This window comes from Streptomyces sp. NPDC053750 (assembly GCF_044544295.1).
In the GTDB taxonomy this organism is placed as follows: Bacteria; Actinomycetota; Actinomycetes; order Streptomycetales; family Streptomycetaceae; genus Streptomyces.
In genome coordinates this window covers 1-14,985 of the sequence record NZ_JBITXB010000016.1, presented here as the reverse complement: position 1 = coordinate 14,985, position 14,985 = coordinate 1, and the positions used below count along the sequence as shown (strand labels likewise).

The window sequence follows — 14,985 nt, the reverse complement described above, 5'->3', positions numbered from 1 at the left end:
AGACTCCCCACGACGGGGGTAACTCGGGGGACAACTCAGTGGGGCTGGAGTGCCGGAACTCGTACTGGAATCTAATGGACGGACCTGGACGCTCGATCCGTCCCGGTCTTACGTGCTCGGACGCGATCCGCAGGGGGAGCTTGTCTTCGACGACGCCAGGGTCTCCTGGCGGCATGCCACGATCAGTTTCAACGGCCGCAGTTGGGTCGTCGAGGACCACGGCAGCACCAACGGCACGTTCGTGCAAGGGCAGCGGATCCAGCAGATGGAGCTCGGCGCCGGCTCGGTGCTGAACCTGGGCAACGCGAACGACGGACCGCGCGTGAGCCTGACCGGCGCCGACGCCGCCGTCGGCACGCCGCAGGCCCAGCCCCAGCAGCAGCCGTACGCCGCGCAGGGCGCGAACGCCGGCTGGGCCCAGCAGGCACCGGCGCAGGAGCCGCAGAAGCAGCAGGCCCCGCACCCGCACGTCCCGCCGCAGCAGCAAGTACCGCAGCAGGCCGGATGGCAGCAGCAGCCGCAGCAGGGCGCACCGCACTTCCCCCAGCAGCAGGGACCCGGTGGCGCGGCGGGGGCCCCGCCGGTCCACGGCGACCGCAGTCCGACCACGTTCCACCAGTTCTCGCTCGGCCGTGTGATGCGCATCGGCCGTGCCCTGGAGAACGAGCTGGTCGTCTCCGACCTCCAGGTCTCCCGTCACCACGCGGAGTTCCACTCCACGCCCGACGGCCGCATGGAGATCCGCGACCTGGGCTCGCACAACGGCACGTACGTCAACGGCCAGCCGATCGCCAAGGGCGGCGCCCAGCTGCTCGGCCCGACCGACATCGTGGGCGTCGGCCACTCGACGTTCCGGATCGTCGGCGACCGGCTCGAGGAGTTCGTCGACACCGGTGAGGTGTCCTTCTCCGCCCGCCACCTGACCGTCACGGTCGACGGCGGCAAGCAGATCCTCAAGGACGTCTCCTTCGGCGTACCCGAGAAGTCGCTGATCGCGGTCATCGGCCCGTCCGGCTCCGGAAAGTCGACCCTGCTCAAGGCGCTCACCGGTTACCGGCCCGCCGACCAGGGCGAGGTCCTCTACGACAACCGGAACCTCTACAAGCAGTTCGCCGAGCTGCGCCAGCGCATCGGTCTGGTCCCGCAGGACGACATCCTGCACAAGGAGCTGACCGTCAAGAAGGCCCTCAAGTACGCGGCCAAGCTCCGCTTCCCCGCCGACACCACCGGCGCCGAGCGGGACGCCCGCATCGACGAGGTGCTGCGCGAGCTCAAGCTCGACATCCACAAGGACAAGAAGGTCACCTCCCTGTCCGGCGGCCAGCGCAAGCGCGTGTCCGTCGCCCTGGAGCTGCTCACCAAGCCGTCGCTGATCTTCCTGGACGAGCCGACCTCCGGCCTCGACCCGGGCATGGACCGCGACGTCATGCAGCTGCTGCGCGGTCTCGCCGACGACGGCCGCACCGTCCTCGTCGTCACCCACTCGGTGGCCGAGCTGGCGATCTGCGACAAGCTGCTGGTGATGGCGCCGGGCGGCTCGGTCGCCTACTTCGGCCCGCCCGAGGAGGCGCTGAACTTCTTCGGCTACGACACCTGGGCCGACGTCTTCTCCGCCTTCGAGAACTACCGCGACTACGACTGGGCGGGCCGTTGGAAGGGCTCGCAGCACTACCAGATGTACGCCGCGGACATCGACGCCGTCGCGCCGCAGCCCGTACAGGTGCCGGCGATGCAGGCGATGAAGCCGCCGAAGCCGCAGGGCTGGATGTCGCAGTTCGTGACGCTGGTGCGGCGCTATGTCTCGGTGATCGTCTCCGACAAGGGCTTCCTCGCCCTGATGGTGATCCTGCCGGCCGTGCTCGGCGCGGTGAGCCTGCTCATCGACGCCGACAAGGGCCTGTTGCCCAATCCGCCCAACGCGGCGGGCCGGATCATCCCGAACGGCACGGCGACCACGGTGCTGCTGATCCTCGCGGTGGGCGCCTGCTTCGCCGGCGCCGCGAACTCCGTCCGTGAGCTGATCAAGGAACGGGTCATCTACGAGCGGGAGCGCGCGACCGGGCTGTCGCGGTCCGCGTACCTGATGTCCAAGGTCTTCGTGCTCGGCGTGATCACCGTGCTGCAGGGCCTGCTGGTCGGCGTGATCGGTTTCGCCTCCCGGGAGATCCCGGAGGAGGGCCTGATCCTCGGCGGCCTCACGATGCTGGAGCTGTCCCTGCCGATCATGGCGCTCGGCTTCACCTCGATGATGTTCGGCCTGATCATCTCGTCGCTGGTGAAGACGGCCGAGAAGACCATGCCGCTGCTGGTCATGTTCGCGATCATCCAGGTGGTGTTCACGGGCTGTCTCTTCACCCTGCACGGCGCGGTCGGCGTCAACGAGTTCTCGTACCTGATGCCGTCGCGCTGGGCGGTCGCCGCCGCGGGCGCCACGCTGGACTTCAACAGGATCAGCCCGCCCGAGGAGGGCGCCGAGACCGACCCGCTGTGGGAGCACACCGTCGGCGCCTGGGGCATGGACATGGCCGCCCTGATCGCCCTCGGCGTGATCTGCGGCTTCTTCGTGGCCCGCTTCCTGCGCCGCCACGAGCCCGAGGTCATGCGCAAGTAACGGCGGCCGGTCACACCGCGTCGTACGCCCGAAGGGCGGCACCCCGTCAGGAGGGTGCCGCCCTTCGGCGTTCGTCGGCGTGCCGGCGTGAAGAGGTCCGCGCCGACCTCAGTACGCGCTGTCGACGTTGTCCATGGTGCCGTACTTGTCCGCGGCGTAGTTGCAGGCGGCGGCGATGTTGGCGACCGGGTCGTAGATGTTCTTGGAGGTGCCGGGCACGTGGTAGGCCTCGAACGTCGGCGGGATCACCTGGAGCAGGCCCTTGGACGGGATGCCGTTGATGGCGTTGATGTCCCAGTCGTTGATGGCGTTCGGGTTGCCGGAGGACTCCCGCATGATGTTGCGGTGGATGCCCTCGTAGGTACCCGGGATGCCGTGCTTCTTCATGATGTCCCGGGCCTCACGGATCCAGCCGTCGAGGTTGTTGGCGTAGCTCTTCGGCGAGGCCTGCTTGACCTCGGCGCGCTTGGCGGACCGGCTGGCGGTCTCCTGCGCCACGCGCTGCTGCGCGGCCTTCTTCGCGGCGGCCTTCTTCTCGGCCACGGCGGCCTTCTTCGCGGCGGCGGCCTTGGCGGCAGCCTCCTGCTTCGCCTCGATGTAGGCGACCTTCTGGCTCGCACCGGCCAGCTGGCCCGTGACGCCGCCGTGCACGTCCTGGATCTGCTGGGTGCTGTACGCCACCTTGGCCGTGGGAGCGGCCTCGCTCGTGGACGTCGTCTGGCCGCTGGCCGGGACGGCGGTGAAGGCGACGGCGGCGGCGCCGAGCGTACCGACACCGGCCATCGCGAACTTGTGGGTGCGGTTCAGGGAAAGACTGCGACCACGGGGGAGGAAGTTCTTGAGCATGGCGGGATAGACCTCTTCGAATAGCGCGGAGGTCGCTCTCGTCCGGCGGGACAGGGGTGCTTCCTGCACAAACGCCGCGGGGGGAACCCCACGGCGCTGAGCGACGAGAGCAATTCTTAGCGGCCGCAAAATCCGGAGGCAAAGGTGTGACGTACTATCCGGGATAGTGGATCAGGGAAGGGCAAAACGGGGCAGATTGGACCGTCTGCCCCGCTCAAAACGGACGAGTCGTTCTCCTACTCCCCTTCGTACGTGACGTGGGCCCTATGCGCGGGCTCACATCGCCGCCCCACCCTTCTCACCGTTGGTTGCTGAAGCAATGCGAAGGGTGAGGGGCTGGGGGCGCTCTCCCGCGGCAGCCGGATGCGCGCTTCCGCGGCCTTCCACCGCCTTCTACGGCAGGAGGAGATGGACGTCCCCGAACTCGTGCCACAGGTACCGCTCCCGCACCGCCGCCTCGTACCCGCGGTCGATCGCCACCCGTCCCGCCACCGCCTCCAGCATCAGCAGATGCGAGGCCTCGGGCTCGTGCAGCCCCGTCAGCAGCCCGTCCACCACCCGCACCCCGCGCTCCGGGGTCACGACCAGATCGGTCCACCCCGCCCGCGCCCGTACGACCCCGTCGGCACCGGCCGCCGACTCCACCGCCCGCACGGCCGTCGTCCCCACGGCGACCACCCGCCGGCCGCCCGCCCTGGCGGCGTTGATCAACCGCGCCGACGCCTCCGGCACCGAGAACCGCTCCGGATACGGCGGCTCGTGCACCTCGGCGGAGGCCACCCCCGTGTGCAGCGTCACCGGCGCGAACTGCACCCCCCGGCTCACCAGCTCCGCCACCAGCCGCGCCGTGAAGGGCCGCCCCGCGCTCGGCATCTCCGCGCTGCCCGACCCGTCGGCCGACGGCAGCGCGAACACCGTCTGGTACACGGACAGCGGCTGGTCCCGTTCCGTATAGGAGTAGCGAATGGGCCGCCCGTGCCGGCGCAGCACCGCGGGCACCTCCGCCCCCGACACGTGCGCCCACCACAACCGCTCCCCGCGTGCACTCAACGGCTCCTCCAGCATCAGCCGCGCGCCCCCCGGCAGCCGCACCGGTATCCCCTCCGGCCCTCCGCCGCCGGCCTTCGTCGCAGGCACCGCGCGCTTCGCTTCCGCACGCGCGCGGATGCCCTCCCTCACCTCCGCACGCGCGCGCGTGGTGCCCCTCCCGTCCGGTTCCCGCAGCTCCACCGCCCACCGGCCGTCGTCCCCGCGCGTGGAGAAGTGGACCACCACGCGCGCGTGCCCGACCCACCCGTCCACCGCGGCGGCCAGCGTGGCCGACGTGTTGACGATCAGCAGATCACCGGCCCGCAGCAGGCCCGGCAGCTCCCCGAACACGTGATGCGACACCTCGGTGCCCCGCGACACCAGCAGCCGTACGCCGTCCCGGTCCCGCCCCGGGCCCCGCTGCTCGGCGGGCACCCGCGCCGACAGCTCCTCCGGAACCCCCAACGCGAGTGTCATCGCCGTCCCTCCAGCAGCGCCGGAGCCCCGTAGCGTCCGCTCGCCGGCCTCTCGTCCAGGAGCCTCAGCAGCGCCGGAACGACACTCGCCGGATCGGGCCGCGGATCATCGTCGTCCGGTACGGCCGCCGCATACAGGTCCGTGGCCATGTCCCCGGGATCGACCGCCCAGACCCGCAGCCCCGGCTCCTCGGCGGCCAGCACCGCCGCCAGCTGGTCCAGGGCCGCCTTGGACGCCCCGTAACCGCCCCACGTCTCGTACGCCTCGGCCGCGGCGTCCGAGCTCACCGTCAGCACCGCGCCCGCCCGCGCCGCGCGCAGCAGCGGCAGCGCCTCCTGCACCAGGCCCAGCGCGGCCACCACGTTCACCTCCAGTGCCCGCCGCAGCCCGTCGAGCGGCAGTTCCTCCAGCCGCACCAGCGGCTCCGCCCCCAGCGCGCTCGCATTGCTGACCAGCAGCTGCACCCCGCCCAGCCGCCAGGCCGCCGCCACCAGAGCGGCCCGGTGCCCCGCGTCCGTGACGTCCCCGGGCAGTGCCGTCACGCGCGTGCCGTACGCCTCCAGCGCCGCCGCCGTCTCCTTGAGCACCGCCGGGTTCCTGGCGTCGAGCACCAGGTCCCAGCCCCGCGCCGCCAACGCCTCGGCGAACGCCCGGCCCAGTCCCTTCGACGCCCCCGTGATGATCGCAACCGGCATGACACACGTCCCCTCGTCGTCCACGCCGCCCGATCGGACCGGCGTGATCCTCAACGTAGGAACCGGACCGCGCCGGCCGCCTCGGGCACGGGCCGCAACCGTGCGGGGCCCTTCGCCCTAGGACCGACGCACAGGACCTCCGGCCTAGGCCCACCGCCCTAGGCAAGGGCGGTCAGTGGCCCGATCCCGCTGTCACACCCCGCCGGTACCGTGAGGACATGAGTCACGGCCCCCGGTCCGGCCTCGCCGCGGTCAGTTCCGCGCTGCTGGCCATGAGCAGGCACCTCGAGGTGCGCGACGTCCTCAAGACGATCGTCGCCTCGGCCCGCGAGCTGCTCGACGCGCAGTACGCCGCGCTCGGCGTCCCCGACGACCACGGCGGCTTCGCCCAGTTCGTCGTCGACGGCGTCAGCGACGAGCAGTGGAAGGCCATCGGTCCCCTGCCGCGCCAGCACGGCATCCTCGCCGCGATGCTGCACGAGGCCACGCCCCAGCGCCTCGGCGACGTCCGCAAGGACCCCCGCTTCGAGGGCTGGCCGTCCGCCCATCCCGACCTGGTCGACTTCCTGGGCCTGCCGATCAGGGACGGCGACGAGGTCATCGGCGCGCTGTTCCTGGCGAACAAGAACTGCCCGAAACCGGACGGCGGCTGCGGCTTCACCGCGGACGACGAGGAACTGCTGGGCATCCTCGCCCAGCACGCCGCCATCGCCCTCACCAACGCCCGCCTGTACGAACGCAGCCGCGAGCTGACCATCGCCGAGGAGCGCTCCCGCCTCGCCCACGAACTGCACGACGCGGTCAGCCAGAAGCTCTTCTCGCTGCGCCTGACCGCCCAGGCCGCCGCCACCCTGGTCGACCGCGACCCCGCGCGCGCCAAGGGCGAGCTGCAACAGGTCGCCGCGCTCGCCGCGGAGGCCGCCGACGAGCTGCGCGCCGCCGTCGTCGAGCTGCGCCCCGCCGCCCTGGACGAGGACGGCCTCGTCGCGACCCTCCGCACCCAGATCCAGGTCCTCGACCGCGCCCACACCGCACGCGTGACCTTCACCGGCCACGGGGTCAAGGCCCTGCCCGCCGCCCAGGAGGAGGCCCTGCTGCGGGTCGCCCAGGAGGCACTGCACAACGCCCTGCGCCACGCCGCGCCGGACCGGGTCGACGTCACCCTGCACCGGCGCGGCACCGGAGCCGTGCTGCGCGTCGCCGACGACGGCAGCGGCTTCGACCCGCGCACGGTGCGCCGCGCGGGACGCCACCTGGGCCTGGTCTCCATGCGGGACCGGGCGAGCGGAGCCGGCGGCAGACTGACCGTCGAATCGGCGCCCGGCAAGGGCACCACGATCGAGATGGAGGTTCCCGGTGGCTGACGCAATCAAGGTGCTGCTCGTCGACGACCACCAGGTGGTCCGCCGGGGCCTGCGCACCTTCCTGGAGGTGCAGGACGACATAGAGGTGGTCGGCGAGGCCGCGGACGGGTCCGAGGGAGTCGACCGCGCCCAGGAGCTGACACCCGACGTGATCCTCATGGACGTCAAGATGCCAGGCATGGACGGCGTCGACGCGCTGCGCAGACTCCGGGAGCTGGACAACCGCGCGCGCGTGCTGATCGTCACCAGCTTCACCGAGCAGCGCACGGTGGTCCCCGCCCTGCGGGCGGGTGCGGCCGGCTACGTCTACAAGGACGTCGACCCCGACGCGCTGGCCGGTGCCATCCGCTCCGTCCACGCCGGCCACATCCTGCTCCAGCCGGAGATCGCCGGCGCGCTGCTGTCCCAGGAGGAGGGCAACTCGGGACAGGGGAGAGCGGGGTCCCTCACGGAGCGGGAGCGGGAGGTGCTGGGCCTGATAGCGGACGGCCGCTCCAACCGGGAGATCGCCCGCGCGCTGGTGCTCTCCGAGAAGACCGTGAAGACCCACGTCTCGAACATCCTGATGAAACTCGACCTCGCGGACCGTACCCAGGCCGCGCTGTGGGCCGTACGCCACGGCGTGACCGGCTGATCGCGTACGCGCCGGCACTCCGGAGGGTTCCCCTCCGGTCGGAGATTCATACCGTCGTGGGAATGTCCCCCACATGGCGCATCCTTCGCCGGGCCCGGCCGTTCTCCAGTGCGTGCCGCGGCGAGTGCCGCGGTAATCGCTAGGGAGGGTCTGCAAGTGAAGAACCTGAAGAGGGCAGCGGCTGTGACGATGGTGGCCGGCGGGCTGATCGCCGCCGGCGCGGGCATGGCCTCCGCCACCGAGGGCGGCTCCCACGCCCACGGCGAGGCCGTCGGCTCCCCGGGCATCGTCTCCGGCAACCTCGTCCAGGCACCGGTCCACATCCCGGTGAACGCCGTCGGCAACAGTGTCAACGTCGTCGGTGTCCTGAACCCGGCCTTCGGCAACCTGGGCATCAACCACTGACCCAGCCCCCCACCCGCCCCACCCCGGCCTCCCGGCCCCACCCGGGAGGCCACCCGCACACCTGAGGGCAGTCGTGCCGCTGGGGCGATGGGGGAGGGTGGGCGCAGGCGGCACCCCGCCAGCGCCGGGCAGCGCGTCCCCGCCCACACCCCCCTTGGCCGAGCGGGGGCGTTGACGTTACCGCTCCCGCTCCTCCACAACGGAGTTGTACGCCGCCACCTGCGCCCGCCGAGCCGTCCGCTCCACCGGCCGCAACGCCTCCCCCCGCGCCGCCATCTCGGACGCGCTCACCGCACCCCCGTGCCCGTTCTCGTACGCCAGCGACACCAACGCCCCCACCCGCTGCGCCAGCTCCAGCACCCGCACCGCCCGCGGCGGATACCCCGGCGCGAGAACCTCCCGCCCCCGCTCCGCCCGCGCCCGGTACGCCGCGACCGCCGCCTCCGCCACCGGCCCCGACCCGGCGACGTCCAGCCGCGTCAGCACCTCCGTCGCGTCCCGCAGCGCCTCCGCCAGCTCCCGCTCGGCCTCCCCGAGCGAGGGCACGTCCGCCGGCGGCGCCTCCCGCACCGGCAGACAGTGCCAGACGACCTCGACGTGCAGGTCGCCCTCGGGCCCGGCCTCGTACACCTCCGGCACCAGCCCCAGCGCAGCCCCGTGACAGACCACCGCCTCCTCGGCCTCCAGCGCCCGCGCATTGAACTCCGGCGGCCCGCTCAGTCCCAGCGGATGCCCCGGCGCGGGCAGCGCGACCCGCAGCCCCGTCGCCCCGAGCGTCCGCAACCGCCCCAGCGCCAAGGTGAGGCCGACCGGCGACGACTCACCAGGCAGCCCTTCCACCCGGTGCACCGCGTCCTCGCCGACGATCGCGATCACGGCGTCATCAGGCGAGACCATTCCGGCAATAAGGGCATTTCCCCAGGCGGCAAGCCGCCCCGCACGTGGTTCCGAGAGCATGCCCCCACCCTAAGGACCGGACCGATGGAACAGTGAAGCCGACCGGTGGCGTAGATTTCCTGGAGGGCCTGCGCCCACCGGCGCGGCGGCCCGAGCCACAGGCGTACGCGACAGCCGAGACCGGCCACACTGCAAGGGGAGACAACGCGCTCATGAGCGATGTTCTGGAGCTTCAGGACGTATCCGTGGTCCGCGAGGGCCGGGCTCTGGTGGACCAGGTCTCCTGGTCGGTCAAGGAGGGCGAGCGCTGGGTCATCCTCGGCCCCAACGGCGCCGGCAAGACCACCCTCCTCAATGTCGCGTCCAGCTACCTCTACCCCAGCCAGGGAAGCGCCACCATCCTCGGCGAGACCCTCGGCAAGCCCGGCACCGACGTCTTCGAACTGCGCCCCCGCATCGGCATGGCCGGCATCGCCATGGCGGACAAGCTGCCCAAGCGCCAGACCGTCCTGCAGACCGTGCTCACCGCCGCCTACGGCATGACGGCCGGCTGGCACGAGGACTACGAGGACATCGACGAGCAGCGCGCCCGCGCCTTCCTCGACCGTCTCGGCATGACCGAGTACCTCGACCGGAAGTTCGGCACCCTCTCCGAGGGCGAGCGCAAGCGCACCCTCATCGCCCGCGCCCTGATGACCGACCCCGAGCTGCTGCTCCTGGACGAGCCGGCCGCCGGCCTCGACCTCGGCGGCCGCGAGGACCTCGTCCGCCGCCTCGGCCGCCTCGCCCGCGACCCGATCGCCCCCTCGATGATCATGGTCACCCACCACGTCGAGGAGATCGCCCCCGGCTTCACCCACGTCCTGATGATCCGCCAGGGCAAGGTCCTCGCGGCAGGCCCGCTGGAGCTCGAGCTCACCTCACGCAACCTCTCCCACTGCTTCGGGCTCCCGCTCGTCGTCGAGCAGGTCGGCGACCGCTGGACCGCCCAGGGGCTCCCCCTGTCCTGACCCGCCCCCCGTGCGCCCTGTCCCCGGTACGTCCGGCGGACCTACCATGACCACGTGAACGACATCGACGCATGGGTGTGGTGGCTCGTCGCCGCGGCAGCGCTCGGAATCCCGCTCGTCGTGACCGCGATGCCGGAGTTCGGGATGCTCGCCGTCGGCGCGGTCGCCGCCGCCGTCGCCTCCGGGTTCGGCGCGGACCTCGTCGTCCAGGTACTCGTCTTCGTCATCGTCTCGGTCGCCCTCATCGCCGTCGTACGGCCCATCGCCGCCCGACACCGTTCCGGGCGGCCCCAACTGGCCACGGGTGTCGAAGCCCTGAAGGGCAGACAGGCCGTCGTACTGGAACGGGTCGACGGCTCCGGCGGACGCGTCAAGCTCGCCGGAGAGGTCTGGTCGGCCCGCGCACTCGACACCGGACGCGCCTACGAGGCAGGCGAGGAAGTGGACGTCGTCGACATCGAGGGGGCCACGGCGATCGTCATGTGACCTCGCCGGACGCAACTGGACCGAACGCCCCCCGAGGCATGCGACGGTCTGTCAGACTCGACCGAGCAAGATCCTCAACAGCCCTGAGATCAGCAGTCGTCGGGGTCGGTCGGGCCAGTTCAGGATCAGCCGGAGTCAATAGGAATCTGCCGGAGCGCCAGGCGGAGAAGGGGACGGACAACCACGATGGAACCGGTCATCATCGTCTTGATCATCCTGGTGGTGTTGGTCTTCATCGCCCTGATCAAGACCATCCAGGTCATCCCACAGGCCAGCGCGGCCATCGTCGAGCGCTTCGGCCGCTACACGCGGACACTGAACGCGGGCCTCAACATCGTGGTCCCCTTCATCGACACCATCCGCAACCGCATCGACCTGCGCGAACAGGTCGTCCCGTTCCCGCCGCAGCCGGTCATCACCCAGGACAACCTGGTCGTCAACATCGACACCGTCATCTACTACCAGGTGACCGACGCCCGCGCCGCGACCTACGAGGTCGCCAGCTACATCCAGGCGATCGAGCAGCTCACCGTCACCACCCTGCGCAACATCATCGGTGGCATGGACCTGGAGCGCACCCTGACCTCCCGCGAGGAGATCAACGCGGCCCTGCGCGGGGTCCTCGACGAGGCCACCGGCAAGTGGGGCATTCGTGTCAACCGCGTCGAGCTCAAGGCCATCGAACCGCCCACCTCCATCCAGGACTCGATGGAGAAGCAGATGCGCGCCGACCGTGACAAGCGCGCCGCGATCCTCCAGGCCGAAGGTGTCCGGCAGTCCGAGATCCTGCGCGCCGAGGGCGAGAAGCAGTCCCAGATCCTGCGCGCCGAAGGTGAGGCGAAGGCCGCCGCCCTGCGCGCCGAGGGCGAGGCCCAGGCCGTCCGTACGGTCTTCGAGGCCATCCACGCCGGCGACCCGGACCAGAAGCTGCTCTCCTACCAGTACCTCCAGATGCTCCCGAAGATCGCCGAGGGGGACGCCAACAAGCTCTGGATCGTCCCCAGCGAAATCGGCGACGCCCTCAAGGGCCTCTCGGGCGCCATGGGCAACCTCGGCGGCCTGGGCGGCAGTTCGGGCCCCGGCAACGGCGGGGCAAGCGTCCCGCCCCAGGAACGCCGAGAAAAGCCGCCGATCGACTAGCCGGCACTTGTTGACGCCGGGCCGCATCCGCGCCCCGAAAGGGGCGCGGGTAACTGCGCGACCAGCCACAACGAACTGGCACCCGGCGACCCACATCAGCCCCTACGGCGAACCCCTCACGCCGCGTCCAACACCAACCAATCCGGCAGCGCCTCAAGGTCGTCCTTGGCCAGCGCCAGCAACATCGCATCGGCGGGCGTAGGCTCGAACGGCTCCCGCAGCAGCGGCATCCCCGCCTGCTCAGGCGTCCGGTTCGCCTTGCGGTGATTGTCCTCCGCACAGGAGGCCACCGTGTTCAGCCACGTGTCCTGCCCGCCGTGCGACCGCGGCACCACGTGGTCCACGGTCGTCGCCCGCCGACCGCAGTACGCGCACCGGTGCCGGTCCCGGACCAGCACCCCGCGCCTCGACCACGGAGCCCGTCTTCGGAAGGGCACCCGTACGTACTGGCAGAGCCTGATCACCCGGGGCGCCGGTATGTCGAGCGCGGCTCCGCGCATCCGCAGTTCGGGGTGGGCCTGCTCGACCACGGCCTTGTCCTGGAGCACCAGAACGACGGCTCGATTCAGCGTCACCGTCGACAGCGGCTCGAAGCTCGCGTTCAGCACCAGCGTGTCCCGCATACCAGCCCACCTCCCGTGTGCACCGGCCCACCCCCTGGCGGGCTGGGATCAACTCTGGCCGGGCACGCCGAGATGGACAACGCAATATCTGCTGCTCCCACGGGGGGCGTTCCCCCCGCGACCCCCGACAACAAAAATGCCCGTCCCTGATCCATTCCAAGACCAGGGACGGGCAAACGTTCCATGAACGCTCGGCACACTCAGCCCTCGGCGGGCACCTCGTACTCACCGATCAGCTGGGCCCGCCCGACCGTGTGGAACCGCAGATTGAAGCCGACCACGGCGGGAGTGGCCTCCGCGTCCGGGCCCAGCTTCTCCTGGTCCACGGCATACACCGTGAACACGTACCGGTGCGGCCCGTCCCCGGGCGGCGGCGCGGCACCGCCGAAGTCCTTGCTGCCGTAGTCGTTGCGCGCCTGTACGGCACCCTCCGGCAGCCCCTCGAACTTGCCACTGCCGGCACCCGCGGGCAGCTCCGTCACCGAGGCCGGGATGTCGAACACCACCCAGTGCCAGAACCCGCTGCCGGTCGGGGCGTCCGGGTCGTAGCACGTCACGGCGAAACTCTTGGTCTCGGCGGGGAAACCCTCCCACCGCAGCTGCGGAGAGGTGTTGCCGGCCGCGTGGACCTGAGCGTCCTTGAGGCTCGCCCCCTCCTCGACGTCCTCGCTCGTGACCGTGAACGACGGCACGGGCGGGTGGAAGTCATGGGGGAGCGGACGCCGCTTGAGCTCGGTCACCTCGGTACCTCCTGATCGTTTGGTGCAGAGATGACCGAGCCTAGAACCCTCAGAACCAGTTGCGCTTGCTGCCGACCTCGGACAGCCACTGGTTGAGGTACGCCGTCCAGTCGGTGCCCTGGTAGTCGTCCAGCCCCACCTTGAAGGAACGGAACGTGTCGCTGCCCTCGCTGAACAGCCCCGGCTTCTTGTCCATCTCCAGCACGACGTCCATCGCCTGCGCGTCGGCCACGAAGCTCAGCTCGACCTGGTTCAGCCCCCGGTACTGCTGCGGCGGCAGGAACTCGATCTCCTGGTAGAAGGGCAGCTTCTGCCGCGTACCCCTGATGTGGCCCCGCTCCATGTCCGCGCTCTTGAAGCGGAAGCCCAACTGGATGAACGCGTCCAGGATCGCCTTCTGCGCCGGCAGCGGGTGCACGTTGATCGGGTCCAGGTCACCGGAGTCCACCGCGCGGGCGATCTCCAGCTCCGTGGTGACGCCGATGTTCATCCCGCGCAGAGCCTGCCCGTCGATCATCGTGACCGGCGTCTCCCAGGGGATCTCCAGCCCGAACGGCACCGCGTGCACGGCGCCCGCCTTCAGCTCGAAGGCACCACCGAGCCGCACCTTCGTGAACTCGATGTCCTGCTTGTACTCCTGGTCCCCGCTCTCCACCTCGACCTTGGCCTGCAGCCCGACCGACAGCGCCTCGATCTGCTGGTCGACGGACCCACCCTGAATCCGTACCTCGCCCTGAACGACACCGCCCGGAACGACGTTGACCTCGCTCAGCACGGTCTCGACCGAAGCCCCGCCGGCTCCCAGGCTCGCGAGCAGCTTCTTGAACGCCATGTCTCTCCCTCTCCAGGCCTTGTGTGATCCCTTGATCCCTACAAACGCGATCCGGCCGTGGCCGGTTCCGCGCCCCTCACCCTGGCAAGGCGGACGCCCCCTGACCACCCCCGTGCGCGGGCCCGCCTGCGTTACGCTCGGACGGCATGATCGCGAGCCCCGACCGTACGCCCCTCCCCAGGGATTTCTTCGACCGCCCCATCCTCGAGGTGGCCCCCGACCTCCTGGGTCGCATCCTTGTGCGCCACACCCCGGACGGTCCGATCGCCCTCCGCCTGACAGAGGTCGAGGCCTACGACGGTCAGAACGATCCCGGCTCCCACGCCTACCGCGGTCGCACCCCCCGCAACGACGTGATGTTCGGTCCTCCCGGCCATGTCTACGTCTACTTCACCTACGGCATGTGGTTCTGCATGAACCTGGTGTGCGGTCCCGAAGGGAGGGCGAGCGCCGTTCTGCTCCGTGCCGGCGAGATCATCGAGGGCGCAGAGCTGGCCCGCACCCGTCGGCTCTCGGCCCGCAACGACAAGGAACTGGCCAAAGGCCCGGCCCGTCTGGCCACGGCCCTGGGCGTGGACCGAGCACTGAACGGCACGGACGCCTGCACGACCGAGGACACCCCACTGCGCATCCTGACCGGCACCTCCGTTCCTCGGGACCAGGTACGCAACGGCCCGCGCACCGGCGTGGCCGGCGAGGGCGGCGTCCACCCATGGCGCTACTGGGTCGCCGACGATCCGACGGTCAGTCCGTACCGGGCCCATGTACCGAGGCGGCGTCGAAGTTGACTCTCCCTTGGGGGGGCGCGTAACGTAGCCCGAGCCGCTTGACCCGGGTACGGCAATCGCCTGCAGCCGGAAGCGGCCAACCCACTACCTACGACTTCCCCTCAGCGGGAGCGAATTCGGCGTGCCTGCATGTCCGAATTCGAACCTGCGGGACTCGATTATGAGTCCAAGGAGAAATCGGCTAACGTAGTGAATGTCGAAAGGCCAACGGACGAAAGCCCGAAGGTCACGACAAATCCCGCCGACAGGGAATCGGATCGGAAAAGGATCTGATAGAGTCGGAAACGCAAGAACGAAGGGAAGCGCCCGGAGAAAAGCCCGAGAGATCGGGTGAGTACAAAGGAAGCGTCCGTTCCTTGAGAACTCAACAGCGTGCCAAAAGTCAACGCCAGATATGTTGATACCCCG

15 protein-coding genes are annotated in these 14,985 nt (G+C 70.4%); 8 read left to right on the top strand and 7 right to left on the bottom strand.

What is annotated here, in order from left to right; translation table 11 throughout:
- The first annotated feature begins 49 nt into the window (after nt 1–49).
- Nucleotides 50–2,611: an FHA domain-containing protein gene (locus ACIGO6_RS32560; protein WP_399882604.1), complete on the top strand. Its 2,562-nt coding sequence runs from the start codon at nt 50–52 to the stop codon at nt 2,609–2,611.
- A gap of 108 nt (nt 2,612–2,719) precedes the next feature.
- On the opposite strand, the gene ACIGO6_RS32555 is transcribed toward ACIGO6_RS32560, so the two are convergent.
- The 3 genes from ACIGO6_RS32555 to ACIGO6_RS32545 all read right to left on the bottom strand — a co-directional run bounded on the left by ACIGO6_RS32555 (nt 2,720) and on the right by ACIGO6_RS32545 (nt 5,658).
- Nucleotides 2,720–3,457 (bottom strand): transglycosylase SLT domain-containing protein, encoded by a 738-nt coding sequence (locus ACIGO6_RS32555; RefSeq protein WP_399882602.1) that lies wholly within the window; start codon nt 3,455–3,457, stop codon nt 2,720–2,722.
- 393 nt (nt 3,458–3,850) lie between these two features.
- Nucleotides 3,851–4,963: an S-adenosylmethionine:tRNA ribosyltransferase-isomerase gene (locus ACIGO6_RS32550; RefSeq protein ID WP_399882600.1), complete on the bottom strand. Its 1,113-nt coding sequence runs from the start codon at nt 4,961–4,963 to the stop codon at nt 3,851–3,853.
- On the bottom strand, nt 4,960–5,658 hold the full coding sequence (locus ACIGO6_RS32545) for an SDR family NAD(P)-dependent oxidoreductase (protein WP_399882598.1): 699 nt from the start codon (nt 5,656–5,658) through the stop codon (nt 4,960–4,962). Before ACIGO6_RS32545 ends, ACIGO6_RS32550 begins: the two co-directional genes overlap by 4 nt.
- A 218-nt stretch (nt 5,659–5,876) precedes the next feature.
- Between ACIGO6_RS32545 and ACIGO6_RS32540 the strand changes: the two genes are divergently transcribed.
- From ACIGO6_RS32540 to chpE, 3 genes are all read left to right on the top strand, one after another.
- Complete coding sequence (locus ACIGO6_RS32540) at nt 5,877–7,022, top strand: GAF domain-containing sensor histidine kinase (protein ID WP_399882596.1); 1,146 nt, start codon at nt 5,877–5,879, stop codon at nt 7,020–7,022.
- Entirely contained in the window at nt 7,015–7,656 is a 642-nt protein-coding gene (locus ACIGO6_RS32535) for a response regulator (RefSeq protein WP_399882594.1), read from the top strand. The genes ACIGO6_RS32540 and ACIGO6_RS32535 overlap by 8 nt, the downstream gene beginning before the upstream one ends.
- A 156-nt stretch (nt 7,657–7,812) precedes the next feature.
- Nucleotides 7,813–8,061, top strand: a complete 249-nt coding sequence (gene chpE / locus ACIGO6_RS32530; protein ID WP_399882592.1) for a chaplin ChpE — start codon at nt 7,813–7,815, stop codon at nt 8,059–8,061.
- Between the two features lie 177 nt (nt 8,062–8,238).
- Here the strand turns inward: chpE and ACIGO6_RS32525 are convergent, their stop codons facing one another.
- Nucleotides 8,239–9,018: a hypothetical protein gene (locus ACIGO6_RS32525; RefSeq protein WP_399882590.1), complete on the bottom strand. Its 780-nt coding sequence runs from the start codon at nt 9,016–9,018 to the stop codon at nt 8,239–8,241.
- Between the two features lie 152 nt (nt 9,019–9,170).
- Between ACIGO6_RS32525 and ACIGO6_RS32520 the strand changes: the two genes are divergently transcribed.
- The 3 genes from ACIGO6_RS32520 to ACIGO6_RS32510 all read left to right on the top strand — a co-directional run bounded on the left by ACIGO6_RS32520 (nt 9,171) and on the right by ACIGO6_RS32510 (nt 11,594).
- On the top strand, nt 9,171–9,968 hold the full coding sequence (locus ACIGO6_RS32520; protein WP_399882588.1) for an ABC transporter ATP-binding protein: 798 nt from the start codon (nt 9,171–9,173) through the stop codon (nt 9,966–9,968).
- A gap of 54 nt (nt 9,969–10,022) precedes the next feature.
- The gene (locus ACIGO6_RS32515; RefSeq protein ID WP_399882586.1) at nt 10,023–10,454 is read left to right on the top strand and encodes an NfeD family protein; all 432 of its coding nucleotides are present in this window, start codon (nt 10,023–10,025) and stop codon (nt 10,452–10,454) included.
- Nucleotides 10,455–10,640: 186 nt separating this feature from the next.
- The gene (locus tag ACIGO6_RS32510; protein WP_399882584.1) at nt 10,641–11,594 is read left to right on the top strand and encodes an SPFH domain-containing protein; all 954 of its coding nucleotides are present in this window, start codon (nt 10,641–10,643) and stop codon (nt 11,592–11,594) included.
- Between the two features lie 116 nt (nt 11,595–11,710).
- Here ACIGO6_RS32510 and ACIGO6_RS32505 read toward each other — a convergent pair whose 3' ends face one another.
- The 3 genes from ACIGO6_RS32505 to ACIGO6_RS32495 all read right to left on the bottom strand — a co-directional run bounded on the left by ACIGO6_RS32505 (nt 11,711) and on the right by ACIGO6_RS32495 (nt 13,789).
- On the bottom strand, nt 11,711–12,217 hold the full coding sequence (locus tag ACIGO6_RS32505) for an HNH endonuclease (RefSeq protein WP_399882582.1): 507 nt from the start codon (nt 12,215–12,217) through the stop codon (nt 11,711–11,713).
- A 200-nt stretch (nt 12,218–12,417) separates the two neighbouring features.
- Complete coding sequence (locus ACIGO6_RS32500) at nt 12,418–12,957, bottom strand: YbhB/YbcL family Raf kinase inhibitor-like protein (protein ID WP_399882580.1); 540 nt, start codon at nt 12,955–12,957, stop codon at nt 12,418–12,420.
- Nucleotides 12,958–13,006: 49 nt separating this feature from the next.
- Nucleotides 13,007–13,789, bottom strand: a complete 783-nt coding sequence (locus tag ACIGO6_RS32495) for a sporulation protein (RefSeq protein ID WP_399882578.1) — start codon at nt 13,787–13,789, stop codon at nt 13,007–13,009.
- Between the two features lie 146 nt (nt 13,790–13,935).
- On the opposite strand from ACIGO6_RS32495, the gene ACIGO6_RS32490 reads away from it, so the two are divergent.
- A complete protein-coding gene (locus tag ACIGO6_RS32490; protein WP_399882576.1) occupies nt 13,936–14,577 on the top strand; it encodes a DNA-3-methyladenine glycosylase in 642 nt (213 codons plus the stop codon).
- The last annotated feature ends 408 nt before the right edge of the window (nt 14,578–14,985 follow it).